Origin of the sequence: Paenirhizobium cremeum (genome assembly GCF_047553425.1) — a bacterium.
Taxonomy (GTDB): domain Bacteria; phylum Pseudomonadota; class Alphaproteobacteria; order Rhizobiales; family Rhizobiaceae; genus Allorhizobium; species Allorhizobium cremeum.
In genome coordinates, this window is record NZ_CP180217.1 from 3,385,001 (window position 1) to 3,400,989 (window position 15,989).

Here is a 15,989-nt window from a genome sequence, read left to right on the forward strand (position 1 = left end):
CAAATGGACAAACGGGACCTCGCCCCTTGAACGGACGGATGCCGACCGCATGACGACGGACCGCAACATGCTGCGATCGCTGGGCAGCGAACCGCCCATCCTGGCCGACGGACATCGTGCCCCGGATCGGCGCGAAATCTCCCTGCGCTGGCTCTCCGGCACATTCCTGACCGGCATTACCTCCTGTATCCTGATGGGGGTCGCCCTCTTTGCCGCGCTCGACGGGCGTCAGCAACTTGCAATCCCGGCGGAAGCCTTCGCGGTAACCGGTGGCAGCGACGCCCAGGCGGAAGCGGTGACGCGCGGCGCCCGCCTTTTCGGACCGAAGATTGCCGCCCGCCCGGTCGACAAGGCGATCATCGAGGTATCGACGGTCATCAATGACGGCGAACGCGAGGTCGTTCGCCGGCAACCCTTCGCCCATGTGAAGATGGGGCTCGCGGCCGACTATCAGGTGCAGGAGAACTACCCCCCTTTCGATCCGCTGGCGATTTTCGCGACAAACGAAAAGTCGGCGGCCCCTGCCAGCCGGACCGGCACTCTCTATGGCTCGGATGTGGATTCGGAGGTGAGCCTCAAGACGGTCCCGTTCCCCGCCGGATCGAGCACCCATCCCTTCGCGGGTGAAATGTCCTTCGATGAGGTCGAGGAAAATGTGCGCTCGAACGGTTCGGTGCTGACGGACGGATCGAGCCAGGTGGCGGCACTCTACTATATCGACCCGAGACGCTTCGACGCTGACGAAGATGACGCGATGGACATTGCTTCAGGCCTGACGGCGCGCGTCGTGGAACAGAACATGTCGGTTGCCGCGCCCGAAATGCTGACACCGGAGACGCCGGAATATGCCGATGACGTCCTGCCGGTGCGCCGCAGCCAGGGTATCGACGCCGTGATGACCTCTGCCGGCTATCCGAAGTCGAAGGCAGAGGATGTCGCCCGGGTGCTCGCACCTTTTGCGGGCTCGACGGATCTTCTCGAGGGAGATGTGCTGCGCATCGGCATCATTCAGCGCGGCGAGGAAGCCCGCGTCGTACGCATCAGCCTGTATCGCCAGGGCGGGCACATCGTGACGCTTGCCGTCAACGATGCCGGCCGCCTGGTCCGAGGCGAGGAGCCACCCAAACTCGACGCGGTCGCGACTGCCTTCGATGAACAGGCGCCGGTCGCGCTGACCGGCCGCGATCTGCCGCGGGTCTATGACGGTATCTACCGTGCCGCGCTCTCCTACGGCATGAGCCGTGACATGACCGCGCTGATTATTCGCCTGCTCGCCGCGAACGTCGATTTCCAGGCACAGCTGAAACCGACCGACACCATGGAAGCCTGTTTCTCGGTGGAGGACGACAGCGGCCGTGCGACCGACGAGAGCGAACTTCTCTACGTCCGCGCGCGCTTCGGGGATACGGTCACCTCGTTTTACCGCTTCCAGAACCCGGACGACAATTCCGTCGACTACTACGACGAGAGCGGCAAGAGCATCCGGCAGTTCCTGTTGCGCAACCCGGTCCCGAACGGGCGCCTGACATCGGGTTTCGGCATGCGCCGGCATCCTATCCTCGGCTATTCGCGCATGCACACCGGTACCGACTGGGCCGCTCCCCGCGGCACACCGATCATCGCGTCCGGCAATGGCGTGGTTGAAAAGGCCGGATGGGCATCCGGTTACGGCAACCAGACGATCATCCGCCACGCCAACGGATATGAATCCTCCTACAACCACCAGAGCGCCATCGCCAAGGGCATAACTCCCGGCGCCAAGGTCACACAGGGGCAGGTCATCGGCTGGGTGGGTTCGACCGGATCGTCCACCGGTTCGCACCTGCATTACGAACTGATCGTCAATGGCACCAAGGTCGATGCGATGAAGGTCCGTCTGCCCGGCGGCAAGTCGCTGGAGGGCGAGGCGCTTGCCCGCTTCCAGGACGAACGCAAACGCATCGACACCATGCTCGTCCAGGGCGGCAAGCCGGCCGAAGTCGCAAGCAACTGATCTCCTCTCCCTCCGAAACGCCCCTCCAAAACGCCTGCGGCGAACCACTCGACCGGCAGGATTGCATGCGAGCATAAACGAAAATGGCGGCCGACAGGCCGCCATCGTCAGGTCATGCATCGCTCAGGAATTCAGGCCGCTTCGCTGACCTTTCCCGTCGTAGAGAACAGCAGGCGGTCGGACCCGGCGGCGACCTTGACGGTGGAACCGTCGGCAATCGTGCCCGAAAGGATCTGTTCGGCCATCGGATCCTGGACGAACTTCTGGATCACGCGCTTTAACGGGCGTGCGCCATAGACCGGGTCATAGCCCTTTTCCGCCAGCCACTCGCGCGCATCCGGCTGCAGGTCGATTGTGATCTTCCGCTCAGCCAGAAGCGAGGTCAGGCGCTTCAGCTGGATATCGACGATCGCACCCATTTCGCTCCGGCGCAGCCGGTGGAACAGGATGATTTCATCAACGCGATTGAGGAATTCCGGCCGGAAGGACGCCTTCACCACATTCATGACCTGATCGCGAACCGCTTCGCTGTCCTGGTCGTCTCGCAGACCGGTCAGATATTCCGCGCCGAGGTTCGAGGTCATGATGATGATCGTGTTCTTGAAGTCCACGGTGCGACCCTGGCCATCGGTCAGTCGGCCGTCATCAAGCACCTGCAGGAGCACATTGAAGACGTCCGGATGGGCCTTCTCGATCTCGTCGAACAGGACAACCTGATAGGGCTTGCGACGAACCGATTCCGTCAGCGCGCCGCCCTCTTCGTATCCGACATAGCCCGGAGGCGCCCCGATCAGACGGGCCACGGAGTGTTTCTCCATGTATTCCGACATATCGATCCGAACCATCGCGGTCTCATCGTCGAACAGGAAGCGTGCAAGCGACTTGGTCAGTTCGGTCTTGCCGACGCCCGTGGGGCCGAGGAAGATGAACGAGCCGATCGGCCGGTTAGGATCCTGCAGTCCGGCGCGCGAGCGGCGGACTGCCCTTGAAACCGCCTGTACCGCGTCCCCCTGCCCGACGACCGACTTGGCCAGTTCGTCCTCCATCCTGAGCAGCTTTTCGCGCTCGCCTTCCAGCATCTTGTCGACCGGAATGCCGGTCCAGCGGGAAACGACATGCGCGATACCGTCGGGCGTCACGACTTCCTGAACCATGGAGGACGCGTTGCTATCGCTTGCTTCCGCCTCGGCCAATTCCTTTTCGAGCTTCGGGATCTCGCCATAGGCAAGCTCGCCGGCGCGCTGGAACTCACCCTTGCGCTGTGCAATCGCCAGTTCGTTTCGCGCTTCGTCGAGCCGCTTCTTCAGATCGGCCGCCAGCCCGAGCTTCTGCTTTTCAGACTGCCAGCGGGCCGTCAGCGCATCTGCCTGCTCTTCCAGCGAGGCCAGTTCCGTTTCCAGCCGCTTCAGCCGATCAGCGGAGGCCGGATCGGTTTCCTTTTTCAACGCCTCCCGCTCGATCTTGAGCTGGATGATACGGCGATCGAGTTCATCCAGTTCCTCCGGCTTCGAGTCGACCTGCATCCTGAGCCGCGATGCGGCCTCGTCCATCAGGTCGATGGCCTTATCCGGCAGGAAACGGTCGGTGATATAGCGGTTCGACAGGGTTGCAGCAGCAACGATCGCCGAGTCGGAAATCCGCACCTTGTGGTGCTGCTCGTATTTCTCCTTCAGCCCGCGCAGGATCGAGATCGTGTCCTCGACCGTCGGTTCGTCGACCATGACGGGCTGGAAGCGCCGAGCCAAGGCCGGGTCCTTCTCGACGTGCTTGCGATATTCGTCGAGCGTGGTCGCACCGACGCAATGCAGTTCGCCACGCGCCAGCGCGGGCTTCAACAGGTTGGAGGCATCCATCGCCCCATCGGCCTTACCGGCACCGACCAGCGTATGCATCTCGTCGATGAACAGGATGACATTGCCGTTCTCCGCCTGAATTTCGTTGAGAACGGCTTTCAGTCGTTCTTCGAACTCACCGCGATACTTGGCGCCGGCGATCAGTGCGCCCATGTCGAGCGCCATCAGTTGCTTGTCCTTCAGGCTTTCCGGCACGTCGCCATTGACGATACGCAATGCCAGCCCCTCGGCGATCGCCGTCTTGCCGACGCCCGGTTCACCAATCAGGACGGGATTGTTCTTGGTGCGACGCGACAAAACCTGGATCGTCCGACGAATTTCGTCGTCGCGACCGATGACCGGGTCGAGTTTGCCTTCCCGGGCTTCTGCCGTCAGGTCGCGCGCATATTTCTTCAATGCGTCGAAGCCCTGCTCGGCATTCGCCGTATCAGCAGTGCGGCCCTTGCGCACTTCGTTGATGACCTGATTGAGCCCCTGCGCGGTCACGCCGGCCTTTTTCAGGGTAGCGGAGGTCGAGGCCGAGGATTCGATTGCCAGGGCCAGAAGCAGCCGCTCGACAGTGACGAAACTGTCGCCGGCCTTCTTTGCGGCGTCCTCGGCCGTCGAGAAAACCTTCGCCAGAGGCTGAGATAGGTAAACTTGGCCATTGCCGCCCGAAACCTTCGGCAGTTTGGCGAGTGCGGCGTCATTGGCAATGCGTGCCTCCTTGGGATCGCCGCCGGCGCGTGCGATCAGCGAGGACGCCATGCCCTGATCGTCATCGAGCAGGACCTTCAGGACATGCTCCGGCGCAAATTGCTGATGCCCCTCGGAAAGCGCATGGGTTTGCGCCGACTGCAAGAACCCGCGAACGCGCTCGGAATATTTTTCGATGTTCATAACCGGTCTCCGTTTTCCGCCCTGCCCGGAAAGGCACAGAACGGCGATTGAGGATAGCCCCCTTGAAGGCGGGCTGTGGGGACGATGAATGATCCCTTCGAGCGAGATATGGTAAGCGGTTTTTGCCGTTTAAAGAGGCATTTAAACGAAAAAACTCCGGTCGATGACCGGAGTTTCACAATCGTCAAAACTACAGAACCGAACCTTCCGGTCGTTACTCCGAAGCCGCTTCCGCAAGCACCGGCGCTGCTTCTGTCGACGCAGCGCCGTCTGCGCCTTCGGAAGCTTCCCCTGCGGCGTTGCCGCGGCGCGGCTGGCGGCGCGGACGATTCGAAGCGTTACGTCGGCGCGGCTGGCGCTCACCTGCTCCCTCTGCACCGCTTTCCTCGACGACAGCGGCAACTTCGGCCGGCATCTCCTCGATGACCGGCTGCGGACCGCTTCCGGCGATTTCAACAGGCCGCTGCTGTTGCGGCTGAACCTGAGGCTGATGCTGCGGCTGGGAAACAGCCATGGGCTCGTCCATGCCGTCCATGTCGTCAGCGAAATCGCTGCGATCGTCCCGATCGTCGCGCTGGAACCGTTCCTGCATTTGGGCCTGGGCCGCAGCGATGATCCGATTGTAGTGTTCTGCATGCTGCAGGTAGTTTTCGGCCATGACCCGATCGCCGGCGCCTTGGGCATCGCGTGCGAGAGCGGCATATTTCTCGGCGATGTGCTGGGCCGTACCGCGGATCTTCACGTCCGGACCCGAGCTGTCATAGGTCCTTGTCAGGGGATTGGCGCCCTTGCGGTTGAAATTGTTTCCACCGCCTCCGCCGCCGTTGTTACGCCCCCGACCACGCTTGTTCTGCTGTCCTGGCCTCATCGATGATTCACCTGAATTCTTCTGTTGTGCTGATAAAAGGCAACGCTTCTGGTTCTGGTTGGACCGGACCAAGGCTGCGCCTGCCGCGGGCATACTGCGCCATCGCTTCTTGCCGCTGGTGAAAGTCAAGTTTACTGAGTTACGCACCGGGATTGCTCGCCCCGCGAAGCTCTGTGACGAGCGAAAATCGAAGCAGACCCAGACCCGAACGAATCTTCGTTCATTCCCCGCTGCCCGTTGCGTGCCCGCAAACTATTACGCTTCATTCCGAAAACCAAGCCTTTTCTTTCAAAAGGCAAAATATCCTTAGCACACGCAGCAAAATCGTCACGTCTACCTTGGATAGAACAACAGAACACGGTCGTTGCCACCATAGTCCTGTCGTGCGTCGAGAAGGAAAAAACCTTTTGCCTCAAATATTTGGATGACCGATTGCTTCTGATCGTAACCGATTTCCAGCCCCACTACGCCTCCTTCCGCAAGATGCGACGCCGCGTTTTCCGCGATCGCGCGATAGGCGAAAAGGCCATCCTGGCCGCCGTCGAGCGCCCGTACAGGATCGAATTTCCTGACTTCGGGCTCAAGCGCTTCGACCACTTTTGTGGGTATATAAGGCGGATTTGACACGATGATGTCGAAGGATTGTCCCTCGATCTTCTCGAACCAAGCGCTTTCCCGCGCCTCAAATCTCTCGCCGACATGGTTGAGATAGGCATTGTTTGCGGCGATTGTAAGGGCGCCAGCGGAAATATCTGTCCCGATTGCGCGAGCGGTCTCGCATTCCTTCAAAAGCGCAAGCGCGATTGCGCCGCTGCCGGTGCCCAGATCGAGTATGCTTGCTGCGCCCTTGGCTGCGGCAATTCGCCTCAGGTGCGGCAGCACGGCATCGACCAGTATTTCGGTATCCGGACGCGGCTCCAGCGTCTCGGGTGAAAGCTTGAGGGTGAGTCCGTAAAAATCCCGTTCGCCAAGAATGCGATGCACCGGTTCACGCGCTTCACGCCGGCCGATCGCAGAACGGATGATAGCCGCATGCGCGGCATCCACCGACTGATTGGCTGCGAGCACGAGAGCGGTCGCCGAAAGCCTCAGCAACCCGCTCACCAGTACACGTGCGTCGGTCGCCGGATCAGGAAGATCTGCCTGCGAAAAACGTTTTCTCGCCTCGGCAATCAAACCGCCGACAGTATCCGCAGCCGCGCTTTCGGTCTTTCCGTTCACGGGGCGTCGCCGAGTTGGGCAAGCTGGCCTGCCTGATAGTCTGCGATCAGGGCATCGACCATTTCATCGATCTCGCCCTCCATCATGCGGTCGAGCTTGTAGAGCGTCAGGTTGATGCGGTGATCCGTCACCCGGCCCTGGGGGAAGTTATAGGTGCGGATGCGTTCGGAACGATCGCCGGAACCGACCTGGCTCTTTCGATCGGCCGAACGTTCGCTATCCGCCTTTTGCCGCTCCATATCGTAAAGCCGCGAGCGCAGAACCTGCAGCGCCTTGGCCCGGTTCTGGTGCTGTGACTTCTCCGAGGATGTCACGACGAGGCCCGTCGGCAGATGCGTGATCCGGACCGCGGAATCCGTCGTGTTGACGTGCTGGCCGCCGGCCCCGGAAGACCGCATCGTGTCGATACGGATGTCCTCCGGACGGATTTCGATGTCGATTTCCTCCGCCTCGGGCAGCACGGCAACCGTCGCGGCGGACGTATGAATTCGCCCGCTTGCCTCGGTCTCGGGCACACGCTGCACCCTGTGCACACCAGATTCGAACTTGAGCTTCGAAAAGACGCCACGCCCGGTAATCGTGGCAATAATTTCCTTGTAGCCGCCGGCTTCCCCTTCGCTCGCGGAGAGAACCTCGACCTTCCATCCTTTGGAACCCGCAAAACGCTCGTACATACGGAAGAGATCACCGGCAAAAAGAGCCGCCTCCGAACCGCCCGTGCCGGCGCGGATTTCCAGAATGGCGCTCTTCTCGTCTGCCGCATCCCTCGGCAGGAGCAGGATTTGAATGTCCTTCTCCAACGCTTCGATACGTTCTTCGACCTCCGGCAGTTCCATTTCGGCCAGATCGCGCATGTCGCGTTCGGTGCCCTTGTCCGACAGCATCGCCTTCAGCCCCGCCACTTCGGCAAGGGCGCTCTCATAGTCGCGGATCTTTCGGACCACCGGCTGCAATTCCGCATATTCCGAGGCAAGCTTCACATAGACGTCCGCGGCCGGCCCTGCGGACATGCGTGCCTCTATCTCGCCGAAACGGCGTTCGAGTTCGCGCATTTTCTCGACAGGAAGCTTCGCCACCCTTCGTCACTCCACATTTATCGTTCAAAGAGGAATATTGTTATCCGCTGCAAATTTTGCGAGCAGATCGCGCATCGGCTGATTCGAATGATGGTCGTCGAGAGCGGTTTCGAGCAGTTCCGCCAGCTTGGACACATCAAGCCCGAGCAACATCGCCTTGATCGGGCCGATCGCTGTCGGCGACATCGAAATCGACCGGAAGCCGATCCCGAGCAGCGCCATCGCCGAGAGTGGCTTGCCCGCCATCTCGCCACACAGCGTCACCGGCGTCTGGTAGCGTTCGCCCGCCCGCACGATATCCCGGAGAATCCTGAGGAAGGGCCGGCCGAGCACATCGAAACGATCGGATACCCGGGCATTGCCGCGATCGACAGCCATCGAGAACTGGAACAGGTCGTTCGACCCGACGGAAACGAAATCGACCTCCTCCATCAACTCGTCGAGCTGCCACATCAGTGCTGGAACCTCCAGCATCGCTCCGAACTGCAGCTTCTTGGGCAACGTATGGCCGAATTTGGAGAGGTGCTGCACCTCTTTCTGCATCAGTTCGCGCACCGCCCGGATTTCCGCTACCTCTGTCACCATCGGCAGCATCATCTTGAGTTCGGCGCCTGCCGCAGCCTTGAGCAGCGCCCGCAACTGGGTGCGCAGGAGGCCGGGCCGGTCGAGCGACAGGCGGATCGCCCGCCAACCCAGCGCCGGGTTTTCCTCCTCGTGGCCACGGAAATAGGAAACCACCTTGTCGCCGCCGATATCGAGCGTACGAAAGGTGACCGGCCGGCCGGCAGCCTGTTTCAGGACGCTGCGGTAGAAGCTCTCCTGCTCCTCCCCCTTCGGCATGGTGGAAGCGATCATGAACTGAAGTTCGGTTCGGAAAAGACCGATGCCCTCGGCGCCGGAATCGACAAGCTGCGGCAGATCGACCAGAAGTCCCGCGTTCATCTGCAGCTTGATCCGCTTGCCGTCCTTGGTGACGGGTTCGACATCCCGCAACGCGCGGAACTGCTCCTGCCGCTTGGCACGCAGCCTGACCTTCTCCTCATAGGCCTTCTGCAGGTCGGCCATGGGGCGCACATGCACCTTGCCGTCATCACCGTCGATGATGACCGGATCGCCGTTTTCGGCAAGCGCCACGGCGCCTGCCGCCTGGCCCACCACCGCGATGCCCATGGCGCGAGCCACGATGACCACATGGCTCGTGACCGCGCCCTCTTCCAAGACCAGCCCCCGCAGATTGGCGCGCGGGTAATCCAGCAGTTCCGCAGCCCCCATGGCGCGCGCGAAGATGATCGCGTCCGCCGGGAATCCGTCAGCCACAGTGCGGGGAGAAAAGCCGGTCAACTGACGCAGCAGCCGGTTCGCCAGATCGTCGAAATCGTGCATGCGCTCGCGCAGATAAGGGTCCGTCAGGCGGATCATCCGCGCCTTGGTATCGCTCTGCACCTTCTCGACGGCCGCCTCTGCCGTCAGGCCGTTGTGGATCGCCTCCTCCATGCGGCGCACCCAGCCCTGGTCATGCGCGAACATGCGATAGGTTTCGAGCACCTCGCGATGCTCGCCCTCCATGGAAACCTCGCGGCGAGACAGCATGTCGTCGATGGAAATCCGAAGCGAACCGATCGCATCGGCAAGACGGCGGATTTCCTTCTCGCTGTCTTCGTTGAGGAGATTGGTGACGACGATGCGCGGCTCGTGCAGCACGACATAACCGAGACCGATGCCTTCCGAATAGCTGTCGCCATCGATCGTGACGGCGCGCGTCAGATCGAGTTCGAGACCCGGACGGGTGATCTTTTTCAGTTCGCCGGTCGCAATCATCTCGGCCAGCACCATTGCGGTGGTTTCGAGCGCTTCAAGCTCGTCCTCCCGATAGTTGCGTTGCGCCTTGTTCTGAACGACGAGAACGCCCAAACTGCGGCCGGCGCGAAGAATCGGCACACCGAGGAAGGAGTGATAGATTTCCTCGCCCGTCTCCGGCAGGTATCGGAAAGCGGGATGCGCCTGGGCGTCGGAGAGGTTGAGCGGCTGCGCCGAAGCGGCAATCGTGCCGACAAGACCCTGGCCCATCTTGAGCTGGGCCAAGTGAACGGCCTGCTTGTTGAGGCCTTCGGTTGCGTAGAGCTCCAGAACACCGTCCGCTCTGAGCACGTAGACCGAACAAACTTCCGCAACCATATTGCTCGCGATCTGGCGAACGATCTGGTCAAGCCGCTCCTGCGGCTCAAGCGGTTCCGCCATCAGTTCGCGCAACCGCTTGAGGAGGACGCGTGGACCCGCGGAAAGGTCTCTCATCGCCGGCATGCTCCCGAATACATCGTTGGTCGGGCGGTCTCGCCGCCCGCGGGATCAGACCGGCGAGGATGGCGAATTCCGCTTTATGGAATCAATTCTTATCGAGGCCGTAGCAGGAATGCAAAGTCCGAACTGCGAGTTCGGCATAAGGACCATCGATCAGGATCGAAATCTTGATTTCGGAGGTAGTGATGGCCTTGATGTTGATGCCCTTTTCGGCGAGTGCGCGGAAGGCCGTTGCAGCAACGCCGGCATGGCTGCGCATACCGATGCCGATCACCGAAACCTTGACCAGACCCTTTTCGCTCTGGGCAACGTCGAAGCCGATCTTCTCCTTGTTTTCGGAGAGAACGGCCAGCGCCTTGTCCACATCGCCGGAGGGTACAGTAAAGGTCATGTCGGTCTTCGAACCGTCCTCGGAGATATTCTGGACGATCATGTCGACGTTGATATGCGCCTCGGCCAGCGGTCCGAAGATGGCTGCGGAAACACCCGGTCGATCGGAGAGCCGACGCAGCGAGATCTGCGCTTCATCCTTGGCGTAGGCAATACCGGTGACGACTTCCTGTTCCACGATCTCATCCTCATCGCAAATCAATGTGCCGGGCGGATTCAAAAGATCGCCCATGCCCGGCGCATCGGGATCTTCGAAGCTCGAGCGCACAAAGGTGCGCACCTTGTGGACCATCGCAAGCTCGACCGAGCGCACCTGCAGGACCTTTGCACCAAGCGAGGCCATTTCGAGCATTTCCTCGAACGCCACCTTCTTCAGGCGGCGCGCCTTCGGCTCGATGCGGGGGTCTGTCGTGTAGACGCCATCCACATCGGTGTAGATGTCGCAACGGTCCGCCTTGACGGCCGCCGCAATCGCCACGGCCGAGGTATCGGAACCGCCACGGCCGAGCGTCGCGATGCGATTGTCCGGACCGATGCCCTGGAAGCCGGCGATCACGGCAACCTGACCTTCGCCCATTCGCCGGATGATCTCGGACCCGTCTATCTCCTGGATGCGTGCGGCGCCATGGGCATTGTCGGTCTTGATGGCGATCTGCCAACCCTGCCAGGAGCGTGCATTGATATCCATGGACTGCAGCGCGATCGCCAGCAGACCTGCCGTGACCTGCTCGCCCGAGGCGACAACGGCATCGTATTCACGCGCGTCATAGAAGGGGGAGTTCGCACCGGTGACTTTCGGCATGTTCTGCACCCAGTCGACGAGCTCATTGGTCTTGCCGGACATGGCCGAGACGACGACCGCCACCTCGTGGCCGGCATCGACCTCGCGTTTGACATGTCGGGCAACGTTATAGATGCGTTCGAGATTGGCGACGGATGTTCCGCCGAATTTCATCACGATGCGTGCCATTGCCTTGACCGTATGCCCTTGCCATGCGCCGGAAGTCCGGCAAAAGATGTTGCGCCCCGAAAGGCTCTTGGTTGCGGGGCTTTTAGCGAATAAGCGAAGCTGGCGCAACGCCCCTTTCGAACTGGACGGTACGCCCGCGGCGAACCTCTGGCGAACTTAGGAAGCCTTGCGGCCGCCGCCATAATTTGGCGCAAATTGCAGTGACAAGCATGCGACCCGCAGCCTGTGAACCGGATGAAGAGGGTGGCAGCCGGTTCCAGGGACAACGCCACCGGCCGGAACGAGGACCCATGAGTTCGAGCGCAAGAGACGATAATACAGCCTTCGGACCGGACGAAACCGAGGATGCACTCGACCGGCGCCACGGCCGGCTGGCCCGATATGCGAAGCCTCTGACGGCGGTCCTGACGGTTTTCGTCTTCGCACTGGTCGGCTTCGCCATATACCGGTTGACCGAAGAGGTGAGTTACGACGACGTCGTCCGCGGGCTGGCCGCGACCAGCCCGTCCTCGATCCTTCTTGCCGTGTTCTTCACGGTTCTGAGCTTTGCCACGCTCTGTCTCTACGACTGGAATGCCCTGTCCTTCATTGGCAGGAAGCGTCCTCTCGGCGAAGTGGCCCTTACAGCTTTCAGCGCCTATGCCGTCGGCAACGTCGCAGGCTTTGGCGCGCTCTCGGGCGGCGCGATCCGTTATCGCGCCTATGCACGCGCAGGCCTTGCCCCGGACGAGATCGCCCGCATCATCGCTTTCGTGACGCTGTCGTTTTCGCTCGGTCTGACGATCATCACCGCGGTCGCCCTGATCCCCATGTCACCGGAAATAGCGCCGCTCGTCGGGCTCGATCCGGTCTGGCTCCAGACATTGGCCATTATCATCCTTGCAGGATTGGGACTGGCCTTTGTGATCGCACGCATCGCCCGCAATTCGGCCTTCGGCTCCGTCTTCCGCTTCGTCGATTCCCGTACCCTGTCGCGTCAATTCCTTGTCACCGTCGTCGACATCGCCTTCTCGGCCTCGGTGGTCTATGCATTGCTGCCGGCCGGCGCAGCCATTTCCTGGCCCGCCTTCTTCGCCATCTACGCCGTCGCCATCGGTCTCGGCATTGTCAGCCATGTGCCGGCCGGCATCGGCGTCTTCGAAACCGTGATGGTTGCGGCGCTCGGCGGCCAGGTCGGCACCGACCAGATCCTCGCGGCTCTCATTGCCTACCGGCTGATCTACTATGTCCTGCCGCTGCTGATCGCCATCGTTCTCGTCACCATCACGGAACTGCGTCATGTCGCCGACAAGCAACTTCCCGCCGGCATGGTGCGCACCGCCTCCAGGATCGCTCCTCTGCTTTTGGCTACGCTGACCTTCATTCTGGGGGCCATGCTGATCGTGTCGAGCGTCACGCCGACACCAAGCGACAACCTCGAATTCCTCGCCGGCTTCCTGCCGCTCCCGATCGTGGAAGGAGCGCATTTCCTTGCAAGCCTCACCGGCCTCCTGCTGGTCATCGCAGCCCGCGGTCTATCCCAACGCCTCGATGGAGCCTGGTGGACGACCCTCATTGCAGCCGGCGCGGCACTGGTGCTTTCTCTCCTGAAGGCCGTGGCGATCGTCGAGGCATCCATGCTGGCCGTTCTGATCCTTGGCCTTTTGGCCAGTCGCCGGCTGTTTGTAAGGCCGGCGTCGCTCTTCCGTCAGGCGCTGACCTCTTCATGGCTGCTGGCCATTGCAGTGCTCTGCATCGGCGCCGTGGTGGTCATGCTGTTCGTCTATCGCGATGTAGAATACAGCCATAATCTCTGGTGGCAGTTCGAATTCGAGGCGGATGCACCTCGCTCGTTGCGCGCCATGCTGGGTCTTGCGATCCTGTCTTCCACCCTTGCCCTTTTCGGCCTTCTGCGCCCCGCCTCCCTGCCGGTTGCGCCATCGGACCCGGACGCCATTGCGAAGGCCATCGCCATCGTCGCCACTCAGGATATCGCAGACGCAAATCTTGTGCGCACCGGCGACAAGTCGGTCATGTTCTCCCCGGACGGCGATGCCTTCATCATGTATGGAAAGCAGGGACGCTCTTTCATCGCCTTTCTCGATCCGGTCGGACCGCGCAAGTCCCGCGCGGAGCTCGTCTGGCAGTTCGTGGAAACGGCACGCGCCGCCGGCTGCCGCGCCGTTTTCTATCAGGCTTCTCCTGCCCTTCTGCCCGCCATCGCCGATGCCGGCATGCAGGCTTACAAGCTGGGCGAAAGCGCCCTGGTCGATCTAGAGCGTTTCGACCTGAAAGGCGGACGCTGGGCCACCCTGCGCCAGACAGCGGCGCGCGCTGAACGCGACGGACTGACCTTCGAGATTGTTCCGGTTGAACAGGTATCTGCGATTTTACAGGATCTGCGGACAGTTTCCGACGCCTGGCTGGACGAGCACAACGCGAAGGAGAAGGGATTTTCGCTCGGCACTTTCACCGACGACTACATGCTGATGCAGCCGGTTGCCCTGCTGCGTTTCGAAGGCCGCATCGTCGCCTTCGCCAATATGTTGCTCACCGATACGAAGGAAGAGGCTTCCATCGATCTCATGCGCTTCGCCCCCGATGCACCGAAGGGTGCGATGGACCTGCTTTTCGTAAAACTGCTTACCGAGCTTAGAAACGAGGGGTATCGGCACTTCAACCTCGGCATGGCACCGCTGGCCGGCCTCTCCCGACGCGAGGTGGCGCCCGCATGGGATCGCATTGCCAACACCTTCTTCGAACACGGCGAGCGCTACTACAACTTCAAGGGACTGCGTGCCTTCAAGTCGAAGTTCCATCCCGAATGGCAACCGCGCTATCTTGCAGTGTCTGGCGGACTGAGCCCGATCATCGCGCTGCTTGATGCGACTCTCCTGATCGGCGGCGGATTTAAAGGCGTGGTGAAGAGATGAAGACGAAGCTGATAAAAACCGTTGTCGCGCTTTCGCTCGCGCTCACCCTCTCCGCTCCGGTGTTCGCCGAGGGCTCCCGGTTCGATACCGGCATGATCCCTTCGCCTTTGATCCTGATGCCGGACGACAAGCCCCAGGCTATTGTCTTCCTCCTTTCCGACGCTTCCGGCTGGCAGGACCAGGACCGGCAGGAGGCCGAACGACTGAAAGGTAACGGTGCGATCGTCATCGGCATAGACACGCCGAGATATCTCGCGTCGCTCGCCAAGGACACCGACGACTGTATATACACGGTTTCGGACATTGAATCGCTCAGCCATCAGGTTCAGCGCGAGGCAGGCAACGCTTCCGTCCTGCAGCCGATTGTCGCCGGCCGCGGACTCGGCGGCACCGTGGCGCTGGCCATCCTCGCGCAGACGCCGCAGGCCACGATCGGGCAGACCCTCGCCGTCGATCCCGAGGCCGGCATCCCCCTCACCAAGGAACTCTGCACACCGGCCGAGAAGACGGTGCAGGGCGATCATATGATCTATGGCCTGACGGACGGCGAACTGCCAGACCCGGCGACCGTGATATTCACCCCGGCAGGCCCCTCCGATGGACGCGACCATGTGAGCGCGTTGGTGAGCAAACACCCCGACATCGATGTGAGAGATGGCAAGGACGATGCCATCACGGCCTTGAGCGCGACGCTGGACGAACTCATCGCCGCCGAGAGCCAAACCGAATCGCCGCTCGGCCTGCCGCTCTCGATCCTTGATGCCACGCCGGCACGCGATACCATGGCCATCATCTATTCCGGCGACGGCGGCTGGCGCGACATCGATAGCGAGATCGCGGGCTTTCTGCAGAAAGGCGGCGTTCCGGTCGTTGGCGTCGATTCACTACGCTATTTCTGGTCGGCGCGCACCGCTGTCGAAACATCCGCCGACCTCGAGCGCATCATTCACGCCTACAAGAAGCGCTGGAACGTCCGTCATGTTCTCCTGATCGGCTATTCCTTCGGAGCGGACATCCTGCCCGCAAGCTACAACGGCCTCAGCGACAAGGCGAAGAGCAGCATCATCCAGCTAAGCCTGCTCGGACTTTCCCACGAGATCGACTGGGAAATCTCCGTATCCGGCTGGCTTGGCGCCAGCGGCGGCTCGGGAGCCGGCGATCCGGTGGATGACATCCGTAAGATCGATCCGAAGATCGTTCAGTGCCTTTACGGCGCAGACGACGATGAAGATGCCTGCCCGGCTCTCCAGGGAACCCCTGTCGAGGTTATCCGGCTGGAAGGCGGTCATCATTTCGATGGGGATTACGAGGCTTTGACGAAACTGATCGTCGATGGGCTCGCGCGGCGCCTCGGAGGTTGAAGGCCTTCCCCATTCGCTCTCAAAGGTCCGGCCTCTGAGATTGTAGCCGGACGGCCATCCTCAGGTTCCTGGGGCCGTTATTAAGGAACTCGAAGAGCATGCGATCCCCGTTCTCCCGCAACTGCCGGCCGATGCCGCGTATAAACCTTCCGCACCACGCGCGCTGCG

9 protein-coding genes are annotated in these 15,989 nt (G+C 61.4%); 3 read left to right on the plus strand and 6 right to left on the minus strand.

What is annotated here, in order from left to right:
• The first annotated feature begins 49 nt into the window (after positions 1 to 49).
• Positions 50 to 1,993 (plus strand): M23 family metallopeptidase, encoded by a 1,944-nt coding sequence (locus ACLBKR_RS16420; protein WP_113338265.1) that lies wholly within the window; start codon positions 50 to 52, stop codon positions 1,991 to 1,993.
• Between the two features lie 131 nt (positions 1,994 to 2,124).
• Here ACLBKR_RS16420 and clpB read toward each other — a convergent pair whose 3' ends face one another.
• The 6 genes from clpB to ACLBKR_RS16450 form a co-directional block, all read right to left on the minus strand.
• Positions 2,125 to 4,725, minus strand: a complete 2,601-nt coding sequence (gene clpB, locus ACLBKR_RS16425; RefSeq protein WP_113338264.1) for an ATP-dependent chaperone ClpB — start codon at positions 4,723 to 4,725, stop codon at positions 2,125 to 2,127.
• A 214-nt stretch (positions 4,726 to 4,939) separates the two neighbouring features.
• Positions 4,940 to 5,593 carry a DUF4167 domain-containing protein gene (locus ACLBKR_RS16430; protein WP_113338263.1) on the minus strand — a complete coding sequence of 218 codons (654 nt, stop codon included), beginning with the start codon at positions 5,591 to 5,593 and terminating at the stop codon, positions 4,940 to 4,942.
• 333 nt (positions 5,594 to 5,926) lie between these two features.
• Entirely contained in the window at positions 5,927 to 6,814 is an 888-nt protein-coding gene (gene prmC / locus ACLBKR_RS16435; protein WP_113447372.1) for a peptide chain release factor N(5)-glutamine methyltransferase, read from the minus strand.
• Positions 6,811 to 7,890 carry a peptide chain release factor 1 gene (gene prfA, locus ACLBKR_RS16440; RefSeq protein ID WP_113338261.1) on the minus strand — a complete coding sequence of 360 codons (1,080 nt, stop codon included), beginning with the start codon at positions 7,888 to 7,890 and terminating at the stop codon, positions 6,811 to 6,813. Before prfA ends, prmC begins: the two co-directional genes overlap by 4 nt.
• 24 nt (positions 7,891 to 7,914) lie before the next feature.
• Complete coding sequence (gene ptsP / locus ACLBKR_RS16445; protein ID WP_112830311.1) at positions 7,915 to 10,182, minus strand: phosphoenolpyruvate--protein phosphotransferase; 2,268 nt, start codon at positions 10,180 to 10,182, stop codon at positions 7,915 to 7,917.
• Between the two features lie 91 nt (positions 10,183 to 10,273).
• Positions 10,274 to 11,548, minus strand: coding sequence for an aspartate kinase (locus ACLBKR_RS16450; RefSeq protein ID WP_113443059.1), 1,275 nt, complete (start codon positions 11,546 to 11,548; stop codon positions 10,274 to 10,276).
• 290 nt (positions 11,549 to 11,838) lie between these two features.
• Between ACLBKR_RS16450 and mprF the strand changes: the two genes are divergently transcribed.
• Both mprF and ACLBKR_RS16460 read left to right on the plus strand, forming a co-directional pair.
• Complete coding sequence (gene mprF / locus ACLBKR_RS16455; protein WP_113447373.1) at positions 11,839 to 14,460, plus strand: bifunctional lysylphosphatidylglycerol flippase/synthetase MprF; 2,622 nt, start codon at positions 11,839 to 11,841, stop codon at positions 14,458 to 14,460.
• Positions 14,457 to 15,821, plus strand: coding sequence for a virulence factor family protein (locus tag ACLBKR_RS16460; protein WP_113447374.1), 1,365 nt, complete (start codon positions 14,457 to 14,459; stop codon positions 15,819 to 15,821). The genes mprF and ACLBKR_RS16460 overlap by 4 nt, the downstream gene beginning before the upstream one ends.
• Positions 15,822 to 15,989 lie beyond the last annotated feature (168 nt).